This window comes from Bradyrhizobium sp. UFLA05-89 (assembly GCF_059803475.1).
Genome location: NZ_JBANBA010000037.1, coordinates 53,233 through 73,230, shown reverse-complemented (window position 1 = coordinate 73,230; position 19,998 = coordinate 53,233). Strand labels below are relative to the sequence as shown.

General features: G+C 58.0%; 14 protein-coding genes and 3 pseudogenes. 9 read left to right on the top strand and 8 right to left on the bottom strand.

The genetic code is table 11. The features are described from left to right. Both SO139_RS20715 and SO139_RS20710 read left to right on the top strand, forming a co-directional pair. On the top strand, positions 1-837 hold an 837-nt coding region (locus SO139_RS20715; RefSeq protein ID WP_498540529.1), incomplete at its 5' end, for an isomerizing glutamine--fructose-6-phosphate transaminase. A 149-nt stretch (positions 838-986) separates the two neighbouring features. Then, positions 987-2,306 carry a glycoside hydrolase family 28 protein gene (locus SO139_RS20710; RefSeq protein ID WP_498540528.1) on the top strand — a complete coding sequence of 440 codons (1,320 nt, stop codon included), beginning with the start codon at positions 987-989 and terminating at the stop codon, positions 2,304-2,306. Between the two features lie 255 nt (positions 2,307-2,561). Here SO139_RS20710 and SO139_RS20705 read toward each other — a convergent pair whose 3' ends face one another. Next, positions 2,562-3,548 carry a pectinesterase family protein gene (locus tag SO139_RS20705; protein WP_498540527.1) on the bottom strand — a complete coding sequence of 329 codons (987 nt, stop codon included), beginning with the start codon at positions 3,546-3,548 and terminating at the stop codon, positions 2,562-2,564. Between the two features lie 780 nt (positions 3,549-4,328). On the opposite strand from SO139_RS20705, the gene SO139_RS20700 reads away from it, so the two are divergent. From SO139_RS20700 to SO139_RS20690, 3 genes and pseudogenes are all read left to right on the top strand, one after another. Next, complete coding sequence (locus SO139_RS20700) at positions 4,329-5,642, top strand: LLM class flavin-dependent oxidoreductase (protein ID WP_498540526.1); 1,314 nt, start codon at positions 4,329-4,331, stop codon at positions 5,640-5,642. A gap of 93 nt (positions 5,643-5,735) precedes the next feature. After that, a complete protein-coding gene (queD, locus tag SO139_RS20695; protein ID WP_458194752.1) occupies positions 5,736-6,092 on the top strand; it encodes a 6-carboxytetrahydropterin synthase QueD in 357 nt (118 codons plus the stop codon). A 265-nt stretch (positions 6,093-6,357) separates the two neighbouring features. After that, a pseudogene (locus SO139_RS20690) lies at positions 6,358-7,350 on the top strand (IS5 family transposase); the annotation flags it as partial. A 331-nt stretch (positions 7,351-7,681) separates the two neighbouring features. Here the strand turns inward: SO139_RS20690 and SO139_RS20685 are convergent. The 5 genes and pseudogenes from SO139_RS20685 to SO139_RS20665 form a co-directional block, all read right to left on the bottom strand. Next, on the bottom strand, positions 7,682-9,655 hold the full coding sequence (locus tag SO139_RS20685) for an outer membrane beta-barrel protein (RefSeq protein WP_498540525.1): 1,974 nt from the start codon (positions 9,653-9,655) through the stop codon (positions 7,682-7,684). Between the two features lie 366 nt (positions 9,656-10,021). After that, on the bottom strand, positions 10,022-10,213 hold the full coding sequence (locus SO139_RS20680; RefSeq protein ID WP_498540524.1) for a hypothetical protein: 192 nt from the start codon (positions 10,211-10,213) through the stop codon (positions 10,022-10,024). A gap of 16 nt (positions 10,214-10,229) precedes the next feature. Further along, positions 10,230-10,412: a pyridoxamine 5'-phosphate oxidase family protein gene (locus SO139_RS20675; RefSeq protein WP_498540523.1), complete on the bottom strand. Its 183-nt coding sequence runs from the start codon at positions 10,410-10,412 to the stop codon at positions 10,230-10,232. Positions 10,413-10,515: 103 nt separating this feature from the next. Next, positions 10,516-11,044 (bottom strand): annotated as a pseudogene (locus SO139_RS20670) (integrase core domain-containing protein); the annotation flags it as partial. Positions 11,045-11,251: 207 nt separating this feature from the next. After that, positions 11,252-11,434, bottom strand: coding sequence for a hypothetical protein (locus SO139_RS20665; RefSeq protein ID WP_498540522.1), 183 nt, complete (start codon positions 11,432-11,434; stop codon positions 11,252-11,254). A gap of 593 nt (positions 11,435-12,027) precedes the next feature. On the opposite strand from SO139_RS20665, the gene SO139_RS20660 reads away from it, so the two are divergent. Continuing rightward, a complete protein-coding gene (locus SO139_RS20660) occupies positions 12,028-13,311 on the top strand; it encodes a type III PLP-dependent enzyme domain-containing protein (protein ID WP_498540521.1) in 1,284 nt (427 codons plus the stop codon). A 15-nt stretch (positions 13,312-13,326) separates the two neighbouring features. On the opposite strand, the pseudogene SO139_RS20655 reads toward SO139_RS20660, so the two are convergent. Next, a pseudogene (locus SO139_RS20655) lies at positions 13,327-14,435 on the bottom strand (IS630 family transposase). An 837-nt stretch (positions 14,436-15,272) separates the two neighbouring features. Here SO139_RS20655 and SO139_RS20650 point away from each other — a divergent pair. From SO139_RS20650 to SO139_RS20640, 3 genes are all read left to right on the top strand, one after another. Beyond that, positions 15,273-16,304, top strand: a complete 1,032-nt coding sequence (locus tag SO139_RS20650) for a LacI family DNA-binding transcriptional regulator (RefSeq protein WP_498540520.1) — start codon at positions 15,273-15,275, stop codon at positions 16,302-16,304. 1,260 nt (positions 16,305-17,564) lie between these two features. Then, positions 17,565-18,356, top strand: a complete 792-nt coding sequence (locus SO139_RS20645) for an SDR family NAD(P)-dependent oxidoreductase (protein WP_449384018.1) — start codon at positions 17,565-17,567, stop codon at positions 18,354-18,356. A gap of 451 nt (positions 18,357-18,807) precedes the next feature. Next, positions 18,808-19,002, top strand: coding sequence for a 4Fe-4S binding protein (locus SO139_RS20640; RefSeq protein ID WP_449384006.1), 195 nt, complete (start codon positions 18,808-18,810; stop codon positions 19,000-19,002). 284 nt (positions 19,003-19,286) lie between these two features. On the opposite strand, the gene SO139_RS20635 is transcribed toward SO139_RS20640, so the two are convergent. Next, the gene (locus SO139_RS20635) at positions 19,287-19,733 is read right to left on the bottom strand and encodes a response regulator (protein WP_498540519.1); all 447 of its coding nucleotides are present in this window, start codon (positions 19,731-19,733) and stop codon (positions 19,287-19,289) included. Positions 19,734-19,998 lie beyond the last annotated feature (265 nt).

Sequence of the window (19,998 nt, the reverse complement as noted above, 5' to 3'; positions counted from 1 at the left end):
TATCGCGAGTCTCCCTTGCGCAAGGGCGATCTGGCGATCTTCATTTCGCAATCGGGCGAGACCGCCGATACGCTCGCTGCGCTCCGCTATGCCAAGGCCGAAGGCGTGCACACGCTCGCCGTCGTCAACGTGCCGACCTCGACGATTGCGCGCGAGAGCGAGACGGTGCTCCAGACGCTCGCCGGTCCCGAGATCGGCGTCGCGTCCACAAAGGCCTTCACCTGCCAGCTCATGGTGCTCGCCTCGCTCGCGGTCGCGGCCGGCAAGGCGCGCGGCGAATTGTCCGAGGACGACGAGACCAGGCTCGTGCACGGCCTGGTCCAGATCCCGCGCCTGATGGCGGACGCGCTCACCACCGAATTGCAGATCGAGAAGCTTGCACACAGGATCGCCAAGTCGCGCGACGTGCTCTATCTCGGCCGGGGCACCAGCTTCCCGCTCGCGCTCGAAGGCGCCCTGAAGCTGAAGGAGATCTCCTACATCCATGCCGAGGGCTACGCGGCCGGCGAGCTCAAGCATGGGCCGATCGCGCTGATCGACGAGACCATGCCGGTTGTGGTGATTGCGCCTTACGATCGCGTGTTCGAGAAGACCGTCTCCAACATGCAGGAAGTCGCCGCCCGCGGCGGCAACATCATCCTGATGACGGACGCCAAGGGGGCGGCGGAGGCGACGGTCGATTCGCTCGTTACCATCGTCATGCCCGACATGGCGGCTGCCTTCACGCCGCTGGTATATGTCGTTCCCGTGCAGCTTTTGGCCTATCACACGGCGGTGGTGATGGGCACCGATGTCGACCAGCCGCGCAACCTCGCCAAGTCGGTAACTGTCGAATAAGCACGACGGCACCGATCGATCGCGTCTGGTCTTCGGACACGGCTGGAACATGCCTAAACCGTTCATGACTGACAGCTAGAGCCGGCGTGGCGTTCGGCTTTGAAGCAGATCAGTTGGCCTAGGTTGCGCAGCAAATTGAGAGATCGTTCATGTTAGTCCGTTTGCACTATTGGGCCATGCTGCTCATGCTTGCCACCATGGGTCCCGCCGCACAGGCCAAAGATCGCCGCATTGTCGCCGAGCCTGTTGCACCTAATCATGTCTGTGCTCGCCTAGTGCCGTCGAGTGAAAACGATACGGCCACGCTCCAAGACGCCATTGCTCGCTGTCCGTCTGGCTCGGCGGTTTATTTGGCAGGCGGGACCTTCCTGTCGGGCCCCCTCGAGATGAAATCTGGAGTGACCCTGTGGATCGAGCGCGATGCCGCGCTTGTCGCTATTGCTCAACCGAAGGCGTATGACAAAGGTTTCGGAAATTGCGGCCGCATCGAAGGGAAAGGCGACGGCTGCCGGCCGTTCATTAGCTTCTCCAAAACACGTGGGGGCGGTATCTATGGCGACGGCATCATCGACGGGCAGGGCGGCGCGCTCATCGCCGGCACAACCGAGACTTGGTGGCAACTTGCCCGGCGCGCGCAAGCTGAGGGCGGCAACCAGAACGTCCCGCGCCTGATCCAGATCGACCATGCTCAGGACATAACCTTTCACGGCATCACGCTGCGTAATTCTGCTAATTTCCACGTGGCGATGAACCGGGTCGATGGTGCCACTTTTTGGGGTGTCACAATCGATACACCGGCCGATGCCCGCAACACAGACGGGATCGATCCTGGCGCCAGCCAGGACGTGACCATCACTCACTGTCAGATCCGCACTGGAGACGACAACGTGGCTATCAAAGCCGGCAGCAACGGTCCCGCCCGCCATATTTCAATTATCGATAATTATTTCGGCTGGGGACACGGCATGTCGATCGGGAGTGAAGTGAGCTCAGGTGTCAGCGACATACTGGTGCACGGCCTCACTCTGGATGGCACGACGTCTGGCTTGCGCATTAAGAGCGATGTCAGCCGAGGCGGCCTGGTGGAGAGGGTGACCTATGAGAATGTGTGCCTGCGCGGCAATCGATGGCCCATCTATTTCGATACACGTTATGATATCCAGGCGCACGGCAACGAAATTCCGGTCTACCGCCAGATCGCGTTGCGCCACGTGCGCGGCGGTGACGGTGCGCTTGTGATGCACGGGCTCGACCGAGGCCATGCTCTTGAGATTGCGCTGGACGATGTGCGATTTGCCGATAGCGCGGTCTGGCAGGTTGAAAATGTAGATGCAGCGGTTTCCGGGGTGTGGCCGCCATTGCGCGGTGCCGCGAGTCCGCCATCGTCTACTGCATGGGAAGGCTGCGCAAAGGCATTCAGCCAACCACCAAGCAAAACCAGGAACAGGAACAGCCTTGCGCCTCGATAGTACTCATTGCTGCGTTGAAGAATCCGCGCTTGACCGAAGCAGAATAGCAGGCACACTAAATGTGGCCGGCTTATGTAGGTGCCATCCACCTAGCGGGACATGATTGGCTGCCCGAGAAGCTGACGAAGTGGTAAAGCGGCTCGTAAACGACGATGGGTCTGCAGCACAGGTGTGCGCGGCAGATCAAGAATTGGACATTGATAAGTCAGCAGAACGGCGCGGCGGTAGACTGTGTGCAAAAGCGTCCCATCGTTCCTATCTCGACGATAAGTTCGGCAGCCAGGTCCTATCATCACCAAAGAACGCTTTGAGCGACCATTGCTTGGCTTCGCTGGCTGAGAGCTGATGGGAGTAAGATTCCCGTCCTTTGGGATTGGCACCGATACCGGTAGATCGGTATTCGGCATAGTAGGCTGTCTTCAGTCTATCGGTTTTGCCGCGATCCCACTCGCTCCAGCCTTCTGCGATAACCGGTGCGTTCATCTCCGTGGATAAGAAGATCACCGTAGCGTAAGAACGCCAAGGACGTCCGAGGGCGATGCCACGTGCGGCGGGATCAGCGGTGAGGATGCAATGGTCGAACACGTAGGCGCTGTCTTCGTCCGGCGAGTCCTTGCTTTGCGCGGTATAGACCACAGCCTGATTGGCGATGCCGTGCAGTTGACAACGATGGAAATAGGCTTTGGCATTGCCAAATATATAGTCGACATGTCCCTCGATGTAACAGTCCGAAAAGTATTGCCGGGTTGTTCGGCCGTTCGGCCCCTTGTTGGCAAATAGCGTATCCTGTGCGCCGAGTAGCCAGACTCGGGTGATAACGTCCTTATCTCCTGTGATAGACAGTGCCACCGCCTGCGAAGCAGGATTGGCCCGATTCAAGGAATAGTCGTTTTGAATCGTCAGATTGTCGAGCCGGAAGTCATCGCCGGATGCGTCCACAGTGGCGGAATGAACGGTTCCGCCCATCTTGATCGCGCCGTCGCCGTAAACAATCACCGTGTCCCCTGGCTTCTTGCCAGTGCCTCTGATGTGAACGCCGGATTTGCCAACCTTGACCTTCTCGCGATAGATCCCCGGCGCGATCAAAATGTCACCGCCTCGCGCGGGCAGCGCGTCCACGGCTTCCTGAACTGAACGATAGGCCATGTGTCCGGATTGCGAGACCAAAACTTGTTCAGCATATGCTTCCGAGAGCTGGAAGCACATGGCCAGAACGGAAGAGGAAATCAGAAAAAGTCTCATTATGGTCCCACTCTTTGTCGCGCTAGCCCTACGCGGTGTCGTGCTTAAAACTCACCTGACGCGATGCTGGCTTAAAGCTTTTGAGCCGCTGCATCCCACGTGTTTTTTTTGAGGCGCGTTTCCTGCCGTCCCACATCTAGATGGCGGTGTGTGCAATGTCAGTGGTGAATGATGATCGTGCCGTTTCTGCGTCGGCCCAAGGGTGAACGCTCAAAATTGTCGGAATGCGGTGCTTGGACTTGTCGTGTTTGGCTGTGGCTTGCGTAAAAATGCCCATGTCTGAAACACGACAATAGGGTCGAACTCTTCCACCGGCGGGTTGCAATCCCTTGCTTTTCCCCTCCTTCAATCGTGGCCTACAGGCCAACTTGTGGCATGCCGATTGCTCGGCAGACAGCAACAGTGTCATCACGACAATGATCATGTTGTAGTCGCGCGAGGAGTTCAGATGAAACCTGCCAGTTGGTCCGAATCAATGTCGCGGACGCTCTGGTAGAGCAGAATCTCTATCGGCTCCGTTCTTGGGCGCCGTTCTTTACCCAACTTCGGATTTCTGGAGTAGCCCCAGTATAGCCCGCCTCGTGAAGACGTGGCCTCTGAGCGGTTGCGTATTCGTTGGTTGGGACCGCGAGCATTCTAGCAGGTCGGTCGAACCGCGAGTAAGTGAGGGCCCTTCCAGGCGCTCGAGACGAAGCGAAAGTGCGGATTGCAGGGCGCGCCCTTGGTCGGGGATCGATGGTGCGATGATGCGAACCGTGTCCGCGAAACAGAGGAGAGCAGATGAAGTTTGGAGTGTTCTATGAGCACCAATTGCCGCAACCCTGGGACAGTGGTGGCGAGCAAAAATTGTTCGGCAACGCGCTGGAGCAGATCGAGCTCGCCGATCAGCTCGGATTTGATTATATGTGGCAGGTCGAGCATCACTTCCTGGAGGAATACTCTCACTCGTCCGCACCCGAAGTGTTTCTGGGTGCGGTTTCACAACGCACAAAGAATATCCGTATTGGCCACGGCATTTGTCTTGCCTCGCCGCGCTACAACCACCCGGCGCGGGTGGCCGAGCGCCTCGCGACGCTTGATCTGATCTCGGGAGGACGTGTCGAGTGGGGGACTGGAGAATCAGCGTCTCTCATTGAGATGCAGGGGTTTGGGATAGAGCCCGAGCAGAAGACTGCCATGTGGCGGGAAGGGGTCGAACAAACCGCCAATATGATGGCCATGCGGCCATATCCGGGATACGAGGGGCGATTCTTCAAAATGCCGCCCCGCAACATCGTGCCAAAGCCGGTTCAGAAACCGCATCCACCGCTCTGGATGGCGTGTTCGAGGCGCGACAGCATTCTACGCGCCGCGCGTCATGGGGTAGGGGCGCTGGTCTTTGGCTTTGTCGAAGCATCTCAAGCGAAAATCTGGCGCGACGAATACTATGAGATCATTAAGTCTGACGAATGCGTGCCCATTGGTCATTCGGTGAACGCCAATATTGCAACGCTCAACGGCATGATGGTTCATGACAGTGCCGAAGAAGCAATGCGCCGCGGAATCGACGGCTTCAAGTTTTTCGGATATTCGATCGCACATTACGCGATATATGGCGTCCATCGTCCTGGACGTACGAATCTGTGGCGGCGCTTCCAAGCCATCAAGGACGACGTGAAGGAGACACCAGGTTCGGGAGCCATCGGTCGGCCTCAGAGCGTTCGTGACCACCTCATGGGGTATGCAGATGTCGGTATCGACCAGATGATCTTCATCCAGCAATGCGGAATGAACAAGCACGAACATATCTGCGAGGCGCTCGAGCTGTTTGCCAAGGAGGTCATGCCCGCACTGAAAGAACGAGAAGACGAGCGCGTCCGACGTAAAGAAGAGGAACTCGCACCTTACGTAGAGGCGGCGCTGGCCCGCAAGCCCATGATGCCAGAGTTGCGGGAGACGGATATTCCGAACATCGAGGCGATGGGCATCGTACTCGAGCGTCGCACTGGTAGGGACTATGCTTCGGCGGGTGGCACCTTCGCGGATCCGACCCGTGGAGGCGCGATTCCTATGGTTTCGCGGGAAACCTATGCCAAGGCAGCCAAGGTCGATTGAAGTCGAAGCTGACCGCGGAACTTGCTCAAGGTCTTTGTTATGCTGCCGCTCGGCCGCGGCTGAGCCCCAAGCCTGAAAGCAACTGCGCGACCGATGAAAATATCACAAGCGTTCAATTTTGAGGCGGCTCATCGTCTGCCCAACGTGCCGGCCACACACAAGTGCAGCCGCCTGCACGGGCATTCCTATCGGGTCGAACTGCAGCTCGATGGACCAGTAAATCCCGTTACCGGGTTCGTCGTGGACTTTTTTGACCTGGAGGCATCCTTCGTCGAAATCATGAATGCACTCGATCATCGATGCCTGAATGAAGTTGAGGGATTGGAGAATCCTACGGCAGAAAACATTGCCGTTTGGATTTGGGAAAGATTGCATCGCAAATTCCAGCAGATGTCGTGCGTCCGGGTCTATGAAACATCTGATGCTTGGGCCGAGTATGACGGACGATGACAAGAAAGTCCGCCTGTTTGCTCGAACTTGTTCTGGTCACTTGGGGCGTTCCCGACGCTAGGAAATGCAATAATGCTCACGAAGTGGAAGTCACGGCTGGGACAGTTCGAGTAAGACTGACTTACGGCACGGCCGTGAATGCGCCAATCGCTCCCAGCCTGTCAGTTGCCCGTGAACGAGCCTCTAAGCGATTGAGCTAGAGTCTGTTTTTGGGATTTTGTGGCGTTGGAGATTGCAGGGATTTGAAGCTTGAGCACGCCAAACAAAGCTGGAGCTGCTGCTGGCCGAGAGCCTGCGGGTGGCGCACGAGGCCGGCGCGTTGCGCAGCCAGGACCTCAAGCGGGTCACGGTCGACACCACGGTGCAACCGAAGGCCATCACCTTTCCGACCGATGCCAAACTCTTGCATGCAGCCATCAGGGGGCTGAACCGTCTGGCGAGACAGCACGGCGTCAGGCTGCGGCAATCCTATTGTCGCGTGGCCGAGGCAGCCGCGATGATGGCGGGTCGTTACGCTCATGCCAAACAAATCGGGCGGCATCAGCGGCAGTTGCGTATCCTGCGCAGCCGGCTGGGTCGGATCATTCGCGACATCCGTCGCAAAATCGAGGGCCAGCCAGCACTGGAGAAGGCGTTCGCCCTGTCGCTTGGCCGGGCCACGCAGATCCGCTCGCAGCAGCAGCGCCAGCGCGGCTGGAAGCTCTATTCCTTCCATGCCCCGGAGGTGGAGTGCATCGGCAAAGGCAAGGCTGCTGCGCCTTACGAATTCGGCGTGAAGGCTTCCATCGTCACCAACAACCGCCGAGCTCCCGGTGGGCTGTTCGTGCTGCACGCCAGGTCGCTGCCCGACAACCCTTACGACGGTCACACCTTGCGCAACGTCATCGACCGCACCGAGACACTCACTGGCTGTCCGATCGAGCGGGCCTATGTCGACAAGGGGTACCGCGGTCACGACGCGCAAAATCCCCGTCGCGTCTTCATCTCTGGCCAGAAGCGCGGCGTCTTCGGCATCATCAAGCGCGAGCTGCGCCGCCGTTCCGCCATCGATCCCATCATCGGACACATGAAAGCAGAAGGTCATCTCGGCCGCTGCTACCTCAAAGGCCGCGCCGGCGACGCCGCCAACGTCATTCTCTCAGCCGTCGGCCACAACTTGCGCCGCATCCTCGCCTGGTTCAGGGAATTGTTGCGCCTGTTCCTGGGATTGCCATGGCGAACGCTCGCTTGCCAGGCCCAGCTCAATCCGGCTTGTTAACGGCCGACTAGCAAGAAAGGAATCTAGAGCGCAGGTGTGGCTACTGGGTAGCTATGCCGTACAAATAGGACGAAACCGTCTCTTTGCAGCGAGGTCGACGAGCAACAACTCACGAGCCTGCGCTGTGATGCAGCACAGGTCCATGCCAAGTCCATGCGTTCTCGGATCAAGGCCGTGGTTTCAGCTAGTTTGCGTCGTATGGGTGGAATCAGCTTGTGGCTCGGATGAGTCCTTACATGCCGATTTAATCGGCGTCAAACGGGCGCCGAGGTCGGTGTCACTACCAAGCTTCAGGATGGCGTCGAACTGGCCTGGAGCTTGGCTGATCTTTTCAATCGAACCGATAGGACGCCTGAAAGAACGTACCCCAGCGCTCCATGCTGAACTTCGAAAACTGAGTTGGACTAATGATTCCCGGGCCACTACAGCCTGTGCATGTCCATGGGCTGTCCGTTTTGGTCCACATTGCCCAATAGCGCCCGCCGACGCCAACGCTGAAGTGTTTGGTGATGAAGTAGGACAACACGCCTTCAATCTGGACGCCGCCGCCACCATTTCCGCGTTGTTCAACGATGGTAGTTGCTGGGCGCAACAGATGATGGTCACGCCCGTTGAAATCGGTCCAGGGCAGGTAAGCGACGTCCGTGCTCAAACGCCAACGCTCGGTGAGCATGGTTTCGGCGCTGAGGCCGAGCCGAGGTGCATTCCACTGAGTATTCTGGCTGCCAATGACCCTATCGTCGCCGGGAGGCAAGCATGTAGTCAACGGATTGGCGATCTGTAGACACCCTCTCGAGTCGGAACTCTGTTCATAGTAGGTCCAGCCGATAAATCCGCCGACCTTGTAGTTGGCGCCGCGCAGGAAATCGTAACCAGCGTCGGCCGTGTAATAGGTGAACCTCCCGTTTGCCTGGCCGGACATATTGTTGATGTAGGAAAGCGGCTTCGCCCCCTCCGAAATGCCCCAATCTTCATTGTTTATGTTTCCTTTGTTGAAGCGTCCAGTGCCAACGTTACTCTTCAGGAACACTCCCCACGGGCTATCAACACGGCCAAATGCTTCCCCGGAAAGCCCGTCGAGGCCGTGGTAGGTGAGCCTTGATACAAGAATGTTGGGGTCTTCAAGCCTACCATAGGGCACTGCGCTGTTGTTAAATTGGAATCGTCCCCGGCTGAGCCAGAGCCGCGATCCGCCTTCGAACGACCAACCGGCGGCGTAAGCAATCGGCGGCGTGCCGGCAGGTGCTTTCGCGTACAGCGGTGCATCGGACCACTGCGTCCACGGGTCGGAGCCAAAATGGTAGTTCAGTCCGATTTTTCCGATGTGATAGTTGCTGGACAGGGACATTGTGTTCGCTGGAAGAATTGCGAATGGCGGATTTTGCACCGTCGGAGGAGTCGCGACACTTGGCCCACCGAAATGCAGATGGTCATACTCGACTTTGACCGACCATGCAGGCGTAAGCGCTTGCTCAACGCCTAGCCCGATGGTGCCACCGACCCGACCATAGTCGAAATGGGTTTTCTCCTGTGGCCCCCCGTCTTCAAAATTGTTGACGACGTCGCCGCGATTGTTTTGCCAAGCCACGCCTCCCTTGAGGTAGGCCAGCGTGTGGCCCAGCGCGCCAAACGCATAACCGATGCGACCGGTCCCGGTTGCAAAGACGTTGGGACCTGCCTGGCAGTTTGCGCTCACGATAAAGCCGGAGGCGGCGAGGCAGGTATTTGTACCGTCGGAGACGGCACCGCTGGCATCGAGTTCGACGCCAAACACCCAGCCGTTATTCTGCCAGTTATAACCGATCTGGCCGCCTGCCAAGAACGCTGGGGTATCGACGACGTCACCATAGATTGACGGACCGTACGAATTGCTGAAGGAGGTTCGGCCGTAGCCGCCGCCGACGTGCCCGCCAATATAGCCTCCCGACCAACTCCACACAGCAATGGGCAGTTTCACTTCTGGCGCAAGGTCTGCTGCATTCGCTGCACCGCTTGCAACGAGCGCAATTGCACCGGCTAACAAAAGAAGAACTCTAGATCGCATCCAACACTTCCCTGCATTTTCTCGGTCCACGACCGAGCGCCTTAAGTTATCGCCGCAGCAAAGCGTCGGGGCGGGCCAGACGCTAACGGCGGCGCGCGCCGAGTCCGTCCCGAAGATCATCGCACTGCGGTTGGTGATGATGTCGTGAACAAAGCAAACCGCGTGCCGAAGTGAATTCGGCAGGCTCTGCAGGCACTTCGTAGCGATATGTAGCGTCAAGTTGCTGACATTGGTCTCAATACCGACAGTCGGTGCGGCCAACGCCCGACGGTGGCCTGCTCGCGCGCTGAATGTGCAGGGCGGGCCTTGTGCAGCATGTCATGCTTCCGTGCGGTGCGCGCTGTGACGCGTGCAGTCTCCGGCGGGCGTGGTTTCAACAGGAGCCTTCTGTGCGCGTCCTCAAGGTCTGCGCGGTGTCGTCGTTGATTTAAACTATCACCGGGGCTCAACTGATAACTGATAGGGCGCGCCTGCTCGGGTACGCGGGACCCTTCAGCGTATTTCGGGACCGGGTTTTTGGGCTTTGGTTCCTCGCCCCAAAGCACGGGGCATCAAGCGCCACGAACTGGCGTCAGCACGTGGAAAGTTCCGTATGGCAAAATCCCTTGGAATAGTCGAGCAGTGAAATCACATGGGTGCTAGCCGGAAGATGCGAACATCTGTGGGCGTCGGTAGCGGACCAAAGTTCTGTTCAGGATACCTTTGAAACAGCAGGCGCAGCGCTTTCTCGCCCTCGACCGGATCGTTCACGTCTTCGGCCCTCGCGGCCATTGACAGACCTGTAATTTCCATCACTTGCGGCGTGTCGTCGTCAATCACGAGGGAAACGCGGTTGTCATGGGCCAGATTGGATGCCTTTTTGGCCGTCTTTCCCGCACAGGAAATAGATCGCCAAGTCGTCGTTGGCGTAGCCCACCGTAGTCACTTGCGGCAAGCCATTCGGACGCAGTGTCGCAATTCGCATCGTACGGTGGTGATCGAGCAACGCCCGAATCTGCGGCTTGGATGTGTCGTCCATCGTGAAACTCCTGCTCGCCTGCAGCATCAAAAACAATAGCAAAGGCCAGGAGGCGGCGTTTGAGACAGATCAATTAATCAAATCGAGGCTGCTGGCTAGCAATCTAGGTGTTTAGTCTCGGCATTTGCTGGAGGGGATTGAGTTTGACTCGTTCTGGCTGGGAAAGTCGTTTGCAGTCATAAGGCGTGAGTCACTTCAGGGTTTTCAGCCGCCGAGCGTAGTTGTAGGCGTTGATGAAGTCGGCAAGGTGAGCTTCGAGCTGATCGTGTCGATCGTAATGGTAGCATTGGACTGTCGCTTCCTTGATCGTGCGGTTCATGCGCTCGACCTCGCCGTTGGTGCAGGGATGCTTGATCTTGGCCAGCCTATGTTCGGTGCCATTCTCTTGGCAGCGCAGATCGAACATCCGTGTCACGTATCTTGCCATCGGGCCATCCGCGTAGCGTGGCGGGAAAGTGAACTGGATTCCGTTGTCGGTCAGAACCGTGGGGATCTTGTATGGAACAGCCAGCTTCGAGGAAGGCCGAGGCCGAGCTCCTTCCCGTCTTTCTGACCAGTTGCACGAAGGCGAACTTGCTGGTGCGGTGGATCGCGACATAGAGGTAGAGCTTGCCTTCAGCGGTCTGGAGTTGGCGCTGGGCTTCTTGGCGACCGCCTTCTTAGCGGGAGTCTTCTTTCGCGGGTTTCTCCTTGGTAGCCATTTCAACTTCTCCTGTTTTGCGGCGACCGGAATGGTCGCGCCGTACTGCCCCGAGCCCAGAGACCGTTTCGGGTGCCGGGCGTGTGGGCAGCCAGGAGGCTGCGGCTTCGGTTATCGCGCGAGCTTCACCGCTCTTGGCCTAGGTGTTCAGGGCCTTTATCCAAGTGTCGTATTGGACCTGCGTGACCTTGCCGGAACGCAGCGCCTTGTCGGCGCGATCCATCAGACGTTCGATGATGCGCCCCGGCCGGTCTTCGGTCGGCTTGTCGATATCGCAAGCCAGAAAAATCGCCAGGTGCATGCCGTAAGGCGAGTCGAGCATTCGATTTCTCTTTCGTGGTTCGCGCCTGGCGCTGATTGCCGCGCCGTTTCGTTGCCCCGTACATCGCTCCGCCGCGCCACGACATCCAGTCGAACCGCAGCCATGCCATTGCGGAGATGCAGCGGAAGCAGCAATGGCAGCGTTTTCCGGCTACCGACGGAAGCAGCGTCCTTGCCTGGAAGTGCCCAGGGATAGGGTCGGCCGGTCAGGCTTTGCCCAGGCCACGGCGGCCCGCGTGGCGCTAGGGACGGCCCAATCCCGGCAAGGCGGAAAGAACGCGCGTATGGCCAAGCGTGCGGCTCGGCAGAGTCGCGGAACTATCGGTTTCGAAGCGATAGACGAACATTCCCCATCCGGAAGGTCCGGTTCCCAACTGGTCGCGCTCCGCGTGACGCGGCACAGAAAGTGATGTAGTTCGGAAAAGCATCAGCGCCGCGAACGCTGAGCTCGAGCCACCCCATTGAAGTCTGCGGGGGAATATCTTTTCTGGCCCGGGTGGCCTTACCGTAAATCCTAAAGAAATCCATTTCCGCCCGCCCCTCAATCTTTGTCTGGCTTTTCAAGGCCGTGTACAAAAGTTGTAAGCGCGCGCCGTGGCGCATGGCGAACTGCTTCAAAGCGTAATCGGGCGGTTCAATGCGCGAGGAGCGCTGGCATGGTCATTGCTCTCGCAGCAGGCAACAAAGGCGCTGGCTACTCCCCGTCTGGCGCGAGAGGAATGGTGCAATATGAGCTTGGTAAGGTCACTGGAAACGGCGGAAGTTGATGCCTTCTATACGCTCAATGAGGGGCGTCTTGCATCCGTCACGCGCGAATTCACGCAGCATTTCTCAGGACGCGTGCTGTATGCGGTGAAGGCGAATCCGTTGCCCAAAATTCTGCACGCGATCTCTCGCGCCGGAGTGGCCGGATTCGACGTGGCGTCGCTGGCCGAAGCCCACCTTGTTAATTCGACTATTCCCCGCGCCCGTTCATGGTTCATGAATCCCGTGAAATCTCGTCGCGATATCGAACGGACGTTCCGGGATCTGGGGGTTCGCGACTATGTCATCGATTGCGAAGCCGAGCTGCGGAAGCTCCTCGAGGTCCTGCCGTCGCATGATCCGGAAATACGAATCTACGTCCGGTTCAAGTGTAGCGGGACGTGCGCCATGTTAGACTTAAACGACAAGTTTGGTGTCTCGCCGGCCGAAGCGGGCCGTCTGCTGGGTCTCGTCAACGCGCAATCGCGCTGGACCACGGGCTTGTCCTTTCACCCAGGTTCCCAAACGATCGTTGTCGATCCCTATCTGCATGGCATTCGGGCGGCCGTCGACATTATAGAAGCTGTTTCTCCGGCTCCCACAGCGCTCGATATTGGTGGCGGCTTTCCCGGCCATTATCTGAACGTCCCCTATCACTCTCCCTTGAGCATGCTCTCCGACATCACGAAACTTGTGCGCGGAACGGATGCACTAAAGCGTGTTGAACTCTTGTGCGAGCCCGGACGAGCACTGGTTCATGATAGCATTTCTTTGTTTTGCCGCGTGATCTTAAGAAAAGGCGGGGCACTATACTGCGGCGCGGGCATCTACAGCGGGCTCTCACCTGCCCGACAATATTTTCTGCTCCCCGCCCGCGCTTGGCGTGGGGGACAGCCAATCCAGACTGAGGAGTGGCAGGACTTCATCATCTTTGGCCCAACTTGCGACGGCATGGACAGGCTTGGATTCTCGTATTCACTACCACGCGATTTGAGCGAAGGCGATTGGATTGAATTCCAGAATGTGGGCGCCTACACGAAAATGACGCGATTCAACGGATTTTCGGTCGATAAGATCGTGGCTGTAGGACAGGATGAACTTACCATGTTGCCTGTTCATGAACATACTAGCTAGTCTAGTCACGTGAATCTAAAGTTCGCCACGTAAAGTCTGCTGGGCTTTGTGGCAGAAGCGTTTGACGGAAGCCAAGATCTGGTCTGCGGACTTGGTCCATTTGAAGGGCTTTGGGTTTCTGTTGTGCAGGTCAATGAAGGTGCGCATGTCGGCCTCGAGCTGCCTGACGGACGTGTGAACACCTCGCTGGATCTGCTTTCTGGTGAGTTCAGCGAACCAGCGCTCGACCTGATTGATCCATGACGCGGAAGTCGGCGTGAAGTGGACTTGATAATGCGGCCGTCGGGCGAGCCACGCCTTGATCTTGGGTGTCTTGTGGGTGGCGTAGTTACCCATGACGATATGGACATCGAGCCCTTCAGGAACTTGAGCATCGATCTCTTTTAGAAACTTCAAGAACTCAACCGCCCGGTGGCGTTTGTAGCATTTGCCGATGACGAACCCCGAGGCGACGTCGAGCGCCGCAAACAGCGAGGTCGTGCCATGCCGCACATAGCTGTGCGTGCGACGCTCCGGCACGCCAGGCATCATCGGCAAGACCGGCTGCTCGCGATCAAGCGCCTGAATCTGGCTTTTCTCATCGATGCTGAGGACAAGGGCTCGGTTCGGCGTGGACAGGTAAAGGCCGACGATATCGCGCACCTTCTCGACGAACAGCGGATCGCTCGACAGCTTGAATGTTGGCTACGGTGCGGCTGCAACCCGAACGCCGCCCACATTCGGCGGATCGTGGCGTGGGAAAAACCGGTTTCCGCAGCCATCGAGCGGATCGACCAGTGCGTCGCGTCGGCTGGCGTCGTCCGCAACGTTCGTTCGATCACCGCGGCAACCTGATCGTCGTTGATGGTGCGAGGGCGGCCAGGGCGGGCCTCGTCGAGCAGGCCATCGCAGCGATCCCTCAAAAATCGGCGGCGCCATTTGCCAACGGTGTGCTCATGGAGCCCGAGTTCGGTAGCCACGGACTTGCTTGGCAGGCCATCCGCAGACCGCAGTATCGCGCGGCACCGCTCAGATAGCGAGCGGGTAACACGATGACGACGAACTTGCCTCTCCAAGTACGTCCGCTCCTGCTGACTCAGCACCAACGGCGCGGTCGGCCGTCCTCTCACACCTGCATTCGCCACAAGCGCTCTCCTTCAGAGCCCCCAGCGATCTTTTATGCGACGAACTTGTATTCCAGATGACTAGATATCGACAGTGCATTTCTGGCAGCGCTTCCTTAGGCGGCCCCAGTGAGCCAAAGCTCAGCTCTTGCAGAATTCTCACGCAGCGGCCGACGGTGCTTGAATCGCACGTAACGTCAGATTGTAGACTATATCGTAGGTCCTCCCGACCTGACCAAAGGTGGCCGCAATATATGGCGTTCTCACAGTGCATGTGGAGAGAGGAAAGCGCTCCACTCCTCTTCATTTTGTTTTCCATCTTCTTTGCCAGCTTCGGATGCGCCTATGCCGCCCTAGAATTACGTTTTCGGCGTCGTGACCGCTACCTACCTTGCGTGCTTGATGTGACCACAAATGTGCATTCTCCGGATTCCGGCGACCGGATACCAACGGCTGATAAGCCGAAGGATGGGTAACGGAAGGGGCGTTCGACAGCTCGCTCGTCGTAGATCGGATGTGTACATCGAATCCGCAGCAGGCTCATGGGAGCAGTAAGTCCCGCGCTTACGGGTTGATGAGCGCTCGTACTCGGGCACGCCGAACCATGTCAGTCACCCTCGCTTCCACCTTTGTAAGCGATCGTAGCGCAAGTCCACTTGCCAAGTTCGTGACCGCCGCGCCGCCGTTGCTCGCAAGGACTATCAACCAGGCGGCTCGACGCGTGTTGCTCGGTACGCAAATGCGGAGGCAGTCTCTACATCACTTCGCACATCGCGAGGACGCCTCCGAGGAGAGACGCTTGCGCGGAATGGGTCACTCGCTGACAACGGCCACTGATGACGCATCCAGGAGATAGCGATGAAACGGCCAACGATCGCCGACTTGGCGCAGGGAGCCGGCGTGAGTGTGTCGACGGTAAATCGGCTCCTGCATGGTGGCGCCACGGTGCGCTCCGAAACCGCCGAGCGTATCGCGGAAACAGCAGAGAAAATTGGCTTTTACGGCTTGGGCACGCTGCGCAAGCGCATGAAGCCTCACCGGAGGCTTGGCTTTCTCATGCAACAGTCGCACCGGCCGCTCTACCAGGTGTGGGCCGCGGGAATCGTCGCCGCCGCATCTCGGCGCACCGATACCGTTATCAAGGCGAACGTGCTCTTCGAGGACGACCTGGCCCCGGAAGCCGTCGCTACCAATCTCCTGAGCCTTGGGAAACAAAGCGACGCCGTCGCTATCGTCACCGCCGACCATCCGCTGGTCAGTCAGGCGATCGACGAATTGCGGGCCATAGGCGTTCCGGTCGTCGCCTACGTTACTGACCTCTCTGCCGCGAGCCGGGCAGGCTTTGTGGGAACTGACAACTGGATGGCCGGTCGAACAGCGGCTTGGTTCATCAAGCAGACGGTCCGCGAGTTAGGCAAGGTAGTTCCCCTGATCGGCGGAAACCGCTATCAGTGCGAGGAGATTTCAGCCGCAAGTTTCCGCTCCTACATACGCGAGCATGCCCCGGACTTTGACGTAAGCGACACACTACTGATTCAGGAAGAGCGCGGGAACGACCATGGAGTCGTCCGCAAACTGATTGACAAAAATCCGGACCTCAGAGGCATCTTCGTCAATGACGGAGGTATTTCGGGCGTCTTACGCGCGGTGCGCGAGCTGCCTGTCGAACGACGGCGGAAAATCCGCATCGTCTGCAGGGATGTAGGACCTGAAACACGCAAAGGAATGAACGAAGGACTGATTACCGCATCCATATGCCATCCCCTGGACAAGATGCCCCAGGAGCTGATTGATGTGATGTTGCGCTTGGTCGAGTGTCGAGACACAGCGTCAATCGAGCAGCGGATCGTGCCGTTCGAGATCCTCACCCCAGAGAGCCTATGGGCTTAAGGAAGAAGGAATCCATCGCCCCGTTGCTCTCGTGGAAATTCATGAATGATCTGGGGACTGCTCGATCGTGTACATCGACGCGGTCAATTGCCTCGCCCGCCATCACCGGTCCGCCGAGGAAATCGGCGAAGACTAAAGCGGGCTGTCGGACGACGACAATGAAGTGAACTGAGGATAGCCGTCTCGGTCTTGGTCGAAGACGACGTTGTCATGGTGTTCACAGCCTTCTGGATCGGGGCCCTAATCACGCTCCTACGGATATCCGATGAAAATCCAGCTCAAGCGATGGCCGTCGGAATAATTCTATCAAGCTGCGATCTACGTCAGATGCGCACTGGGCGATTCTGCCTCGTACGAAGAAAGCGCCATGTCGAACTGAATTGGCGGCTTCCAAGCGAGCTTCGGGTGATCTTAGGAGACTGCGCTGAGTTGCAGGGGATTTATCGCCGCTAAAGAGGCCACGGGAGTTTTGCTTGCAACGCTGGATTCGTCCAGTGACTTCGCTTGCGTATGATAGTCCATCAGAACGCGCATGCGCGACAATCGAATGGAGTTCTGGTTTACCGGGGGCTGTGTATCTAAGGCGTGGGAGAGGATGGCGGCCCTCCTGGCCGCTCTCTCGCGTCGGTATAACTACCGGTCGTATTGGCGTGCAAACGCGGAATCAGAGATCATACAAACTCACGCTACGTGCGATTCAAGCTCGTTCGAACCGCTTGCGTAAATTATGTTGTGGCGCTGTAGCGCCGCTCCCAATGGCCTCAGTTTCGCCACGCTACTCGCGTCAGTCAGAGCAGCATCATCACGGATGTACTGATGGTGCAGAGGCGGGACCCGGCGCATTTTACGGATGGCGAAAGTGCGCCGGGCGCCTCGGTTGGCTTCGCGAGCTGCGATGCGTGAAAGCCCCTTCGTAAAATATCGTTGTTATAGGACGGTTGGTGCGCCTTGACGCGCGTCTCAAGCAGCACAGCGACTATGTAAGGACCTCCAGAGAGAACACAGCTCGTGAGGTCCGCTGCCAAGCGCGCCGTTTTCAGCACAGGATGTGGATTGAAGGACGATAAGCTCTTGCTTCAATCCGGTGATGATGTCGCAAAAGCCGACATCCGGAGAATCTTATCGTGCATCTACCTGCACTGGCCTAATTGTTGCAAACTTTCTTGCATCGGTGACGACGTTGCGTATCTCACCAAGTCTCGAGGAGCTCGCTTGCCCCTTCATGGATTAGATGGAGACGGTGTTGTTAATCGAACCCCTGTGCCGGATCTCGCGCTCTGTCCGTTTCACGACGATAGGTCGCGTGCACGAGGTGGCGAGGGGAAGACGCTTGTACTAACCGGCGCCTCGCGCGGCATTGGTCATGCGACGGGTAGATTGTTCTCGGAAGCCGGATGGCGAGTCATCTCCTGTTCTAGGCAGCCTTTTGATCGCAGTCGATGTCCCTGGGAGTCGGGCATCAATAACCACGTCCAGGTGGAATTGAGCGATCATCGCGCATTGCCCGGCGCGATCACCGAAATCAAGCAGAGGCTCAACGGAGAGCCGATTCACGCGCTGGTCAATAATGCCGGCATCTCCCCAAAGGCGCCCGACGGCAGTCGATTGAACTCCCTAACAACATCCATCGAAACCTGGATGAGCGTGTTTCACGTCAACCTTGTCGCGCCTATTCTACTTGCTCAAGGCCTGTTCGAAGAATTGAAAGTGGCATCCGGATCGATCGTCAATGTCACGTCAATTGTCGGCAGTCGCGTGCATCCGTTCGCCGGTACTGCCTATGCGACCTCCAAGGCAGCGCTCGCCTGCCTCACGCGCGAGATGGCGCATGACTACGCTCCATTTGGAATTCGGGTCAATGCGATTGCGCCGGGCGAGATCAAGACCGATATCTTGTCGCCGGAAACCGAGGCAAAGTTGGCGCCGATTATACCGCTGCACCGTGTCGGCACGCCGGACGAGGTTGCGAAGGTTATTTTCTTCCTCTGCTCGAGCGCGGCGAGCTACGTCACTGGTGCGGAAGTGCCGATCAATGGCGGACAGCACGTGTGATATTGCGGCGCGGATGACGTCGATAAGTCGCGTGAGATTAATTGGAGATATCCGCTAGAAACTGGACGAAGGCAACGAAGCCGTTGTCGGTAAGTCGACAGCGTGGGTATGACTGTCTACATAACCCACAGTGGTGCGGAGTCCGAAATGGGGGCCAAGGTCGTCGCGCTTGCGCGGGTCCACGCCAGGTCGGGCGTACCCGAAGACCCGCGCGGGTTCGAGAGGCCACGCCAATTCGTCGTGGCATCGCGCAGATCGGGTGCGGGCTCAAGACCTTCGCTCTTGGGGTCAGACATTTCCGGTGGGGTCACCACGGGGTGTGACGTGCTGTATGGCTCACGACGACCGTCGCAGCCACATGTCATATCGGGATTTCAAGTGTCTGGAATGTGGCACGCGGCTTGAAAGGGGATATCCAACGGCATCATTTATCTCCTAGGAGTCGCAATCCATGGCTTACAAGATCGTCGCCTCGCAATGCTCGGTTTGCGGTGCATGTGAGTTCGAGTGTCCGAACGGCGCGATCAGCCTAAAGCGCGACATTTATGTGATCGATCCGAAAAAGTGCACAGAGTGCGAGGGACATTGCGATACGCCGCAATGCGCGGTCGTCTGTCCAATCGAGGACACATGCGTCCCCGCCTGAAGATGTCCAAGAAGATGTCGCCGCCGACGGGCTCAGTCGAAGGATTGTCGGCGCATGCGCGCTGGCTGGCGGCTTGACGCCCGTTGTCGCTGGCTGGTCATGATTGTGCCCACCCAGGGGCGCGTCGATTATCCTAAGGGCGAATTTCAGCTCGCTGTCCGTATCCAGGACTGCCAGCCGGAGCTGAAAAAGGCGTGCGCGATTGTTCCTGCCGATCTTGCAAGCCATTCGCGAGCATCCCGAGAGGGCGTAGGTCGAAACAATTTGGCCGATCGAAGGTTGGGCTAGAAGCTCCTGTCGAACGCGATGCGAATGAGACGGGATGGCTTATCAGGAGCGATCGATGCACCGAGAGCTATGCTGACGGCACTGCAGACGGAATCGTAGGAGATTGGCTTGCGGATGACGCCGTGTGCGCCCCGTTCAAGCCCGGCCCGTACCACAGGATCGGAATTCCGTTCCGCGATGAGCAGGATCTTAGCACGCGCAAAGACGTTGCCGAGCTCTGCCAGGACCGCGTCGCCTCGCTCCCGCAGGATAGCAATACCCAGCAACATTGCGTCGGGAGCTGTTATCGGACAGGTCATGGCCCCTTTCACAGAGGAAAAAGCATGTGTCTGATAGCGTTCGCGCAGAATGTAGTCGAGCGCGGAACGCACCACCTGTTCGCGCTCGATCAGGAAGACGGTCGGACGGTCTCGGCTCGCATCAACCTCGGTCGCGAAGTGCATGATACCCTCGGTGTATTGATTGATACACATCGAGCAAGCTCCGTACCTTGACGTGCCGAAAAGGAAAACTACCGATTTCGTTAGTCGGACAAAGCGATCATTGCTTTGTTTCTGACAGGCGTGTGTGACCGCTCAGTCAAACTTGCCGATGTCAGACTTACAACAATGCCTATCTGCACCACCATTATCTATCTCTACTGACACCATTTTTCGCCTCGAGCCGGCGCTGGCACGCAGGTTGCAAAAGTCGTTACGCAAGGGCTCG

Bases quoted from the DNA above. Each gene is read 5' to 3' on its own strand.
- SO139_RS20640 (WP_449384006.1), top strand. From the start codon at position 18,808: ATGGCTTACAAGATCGTCGCCTCGCAATGCTCGGTTTGCGGTGCATGT.
- queD (WP_458194752.1), top strand. From the start codon at position 5,736: ATGAAAATATCACAAGCGTTCAATTTTGAGGCGGCTCATCGTCTGCCC.
- SO139_RS20705 (WP_498540527.1), bottom strand. From the start codon at position 3,548: ATGAGACTTTTTCTGATTTCCTCTTCCGTTCTGGCCATGTGCTTCCAG.
- SO139_RS20650 (WP_498540520.1), top strand. From the start codon at position 15,273: ATGAAACGGCCAACGATCGCCGACTTGGCGCAGGGAGCCGGCGTGAGT.
- SO139_RS20700 (WP_498540526.1), top strand. From the start codon at position 4,329: ATGAAGTTTGGAGTGTTCTATGAGCACCAATTGCCGCAACCCTGGGAC.
- SO139_RS20710 (WP_498540528.1), top strand. From the start codon at position 987: ATGTTAGTCCGTTTGCACTATTGGGCCATGCTGCTCATGCTTGCCACC.
- SO139_RS20635 (WP_498540519.1), bottom strand. From the start codon at position 19,733: ATGCACTTCGCGACCGAGGTTGATGCGAGCCGAGACCGTCCGACCGTC.
- SO139_RS20665 (WP_498540522.1), bottom strand. From the start codon at position 11,434: ATGCTCGACTCGCCTTACGGCATGCACCTGGCGATTTTTCTGGCTTGC.
- SO139_RS20675 (WP_498540523.1), bottom strand. From the start codon at position 10,412: ATGGACGACACATCCAAGCCGCAGATTCGGGCGTTGCTCGATCACCAC.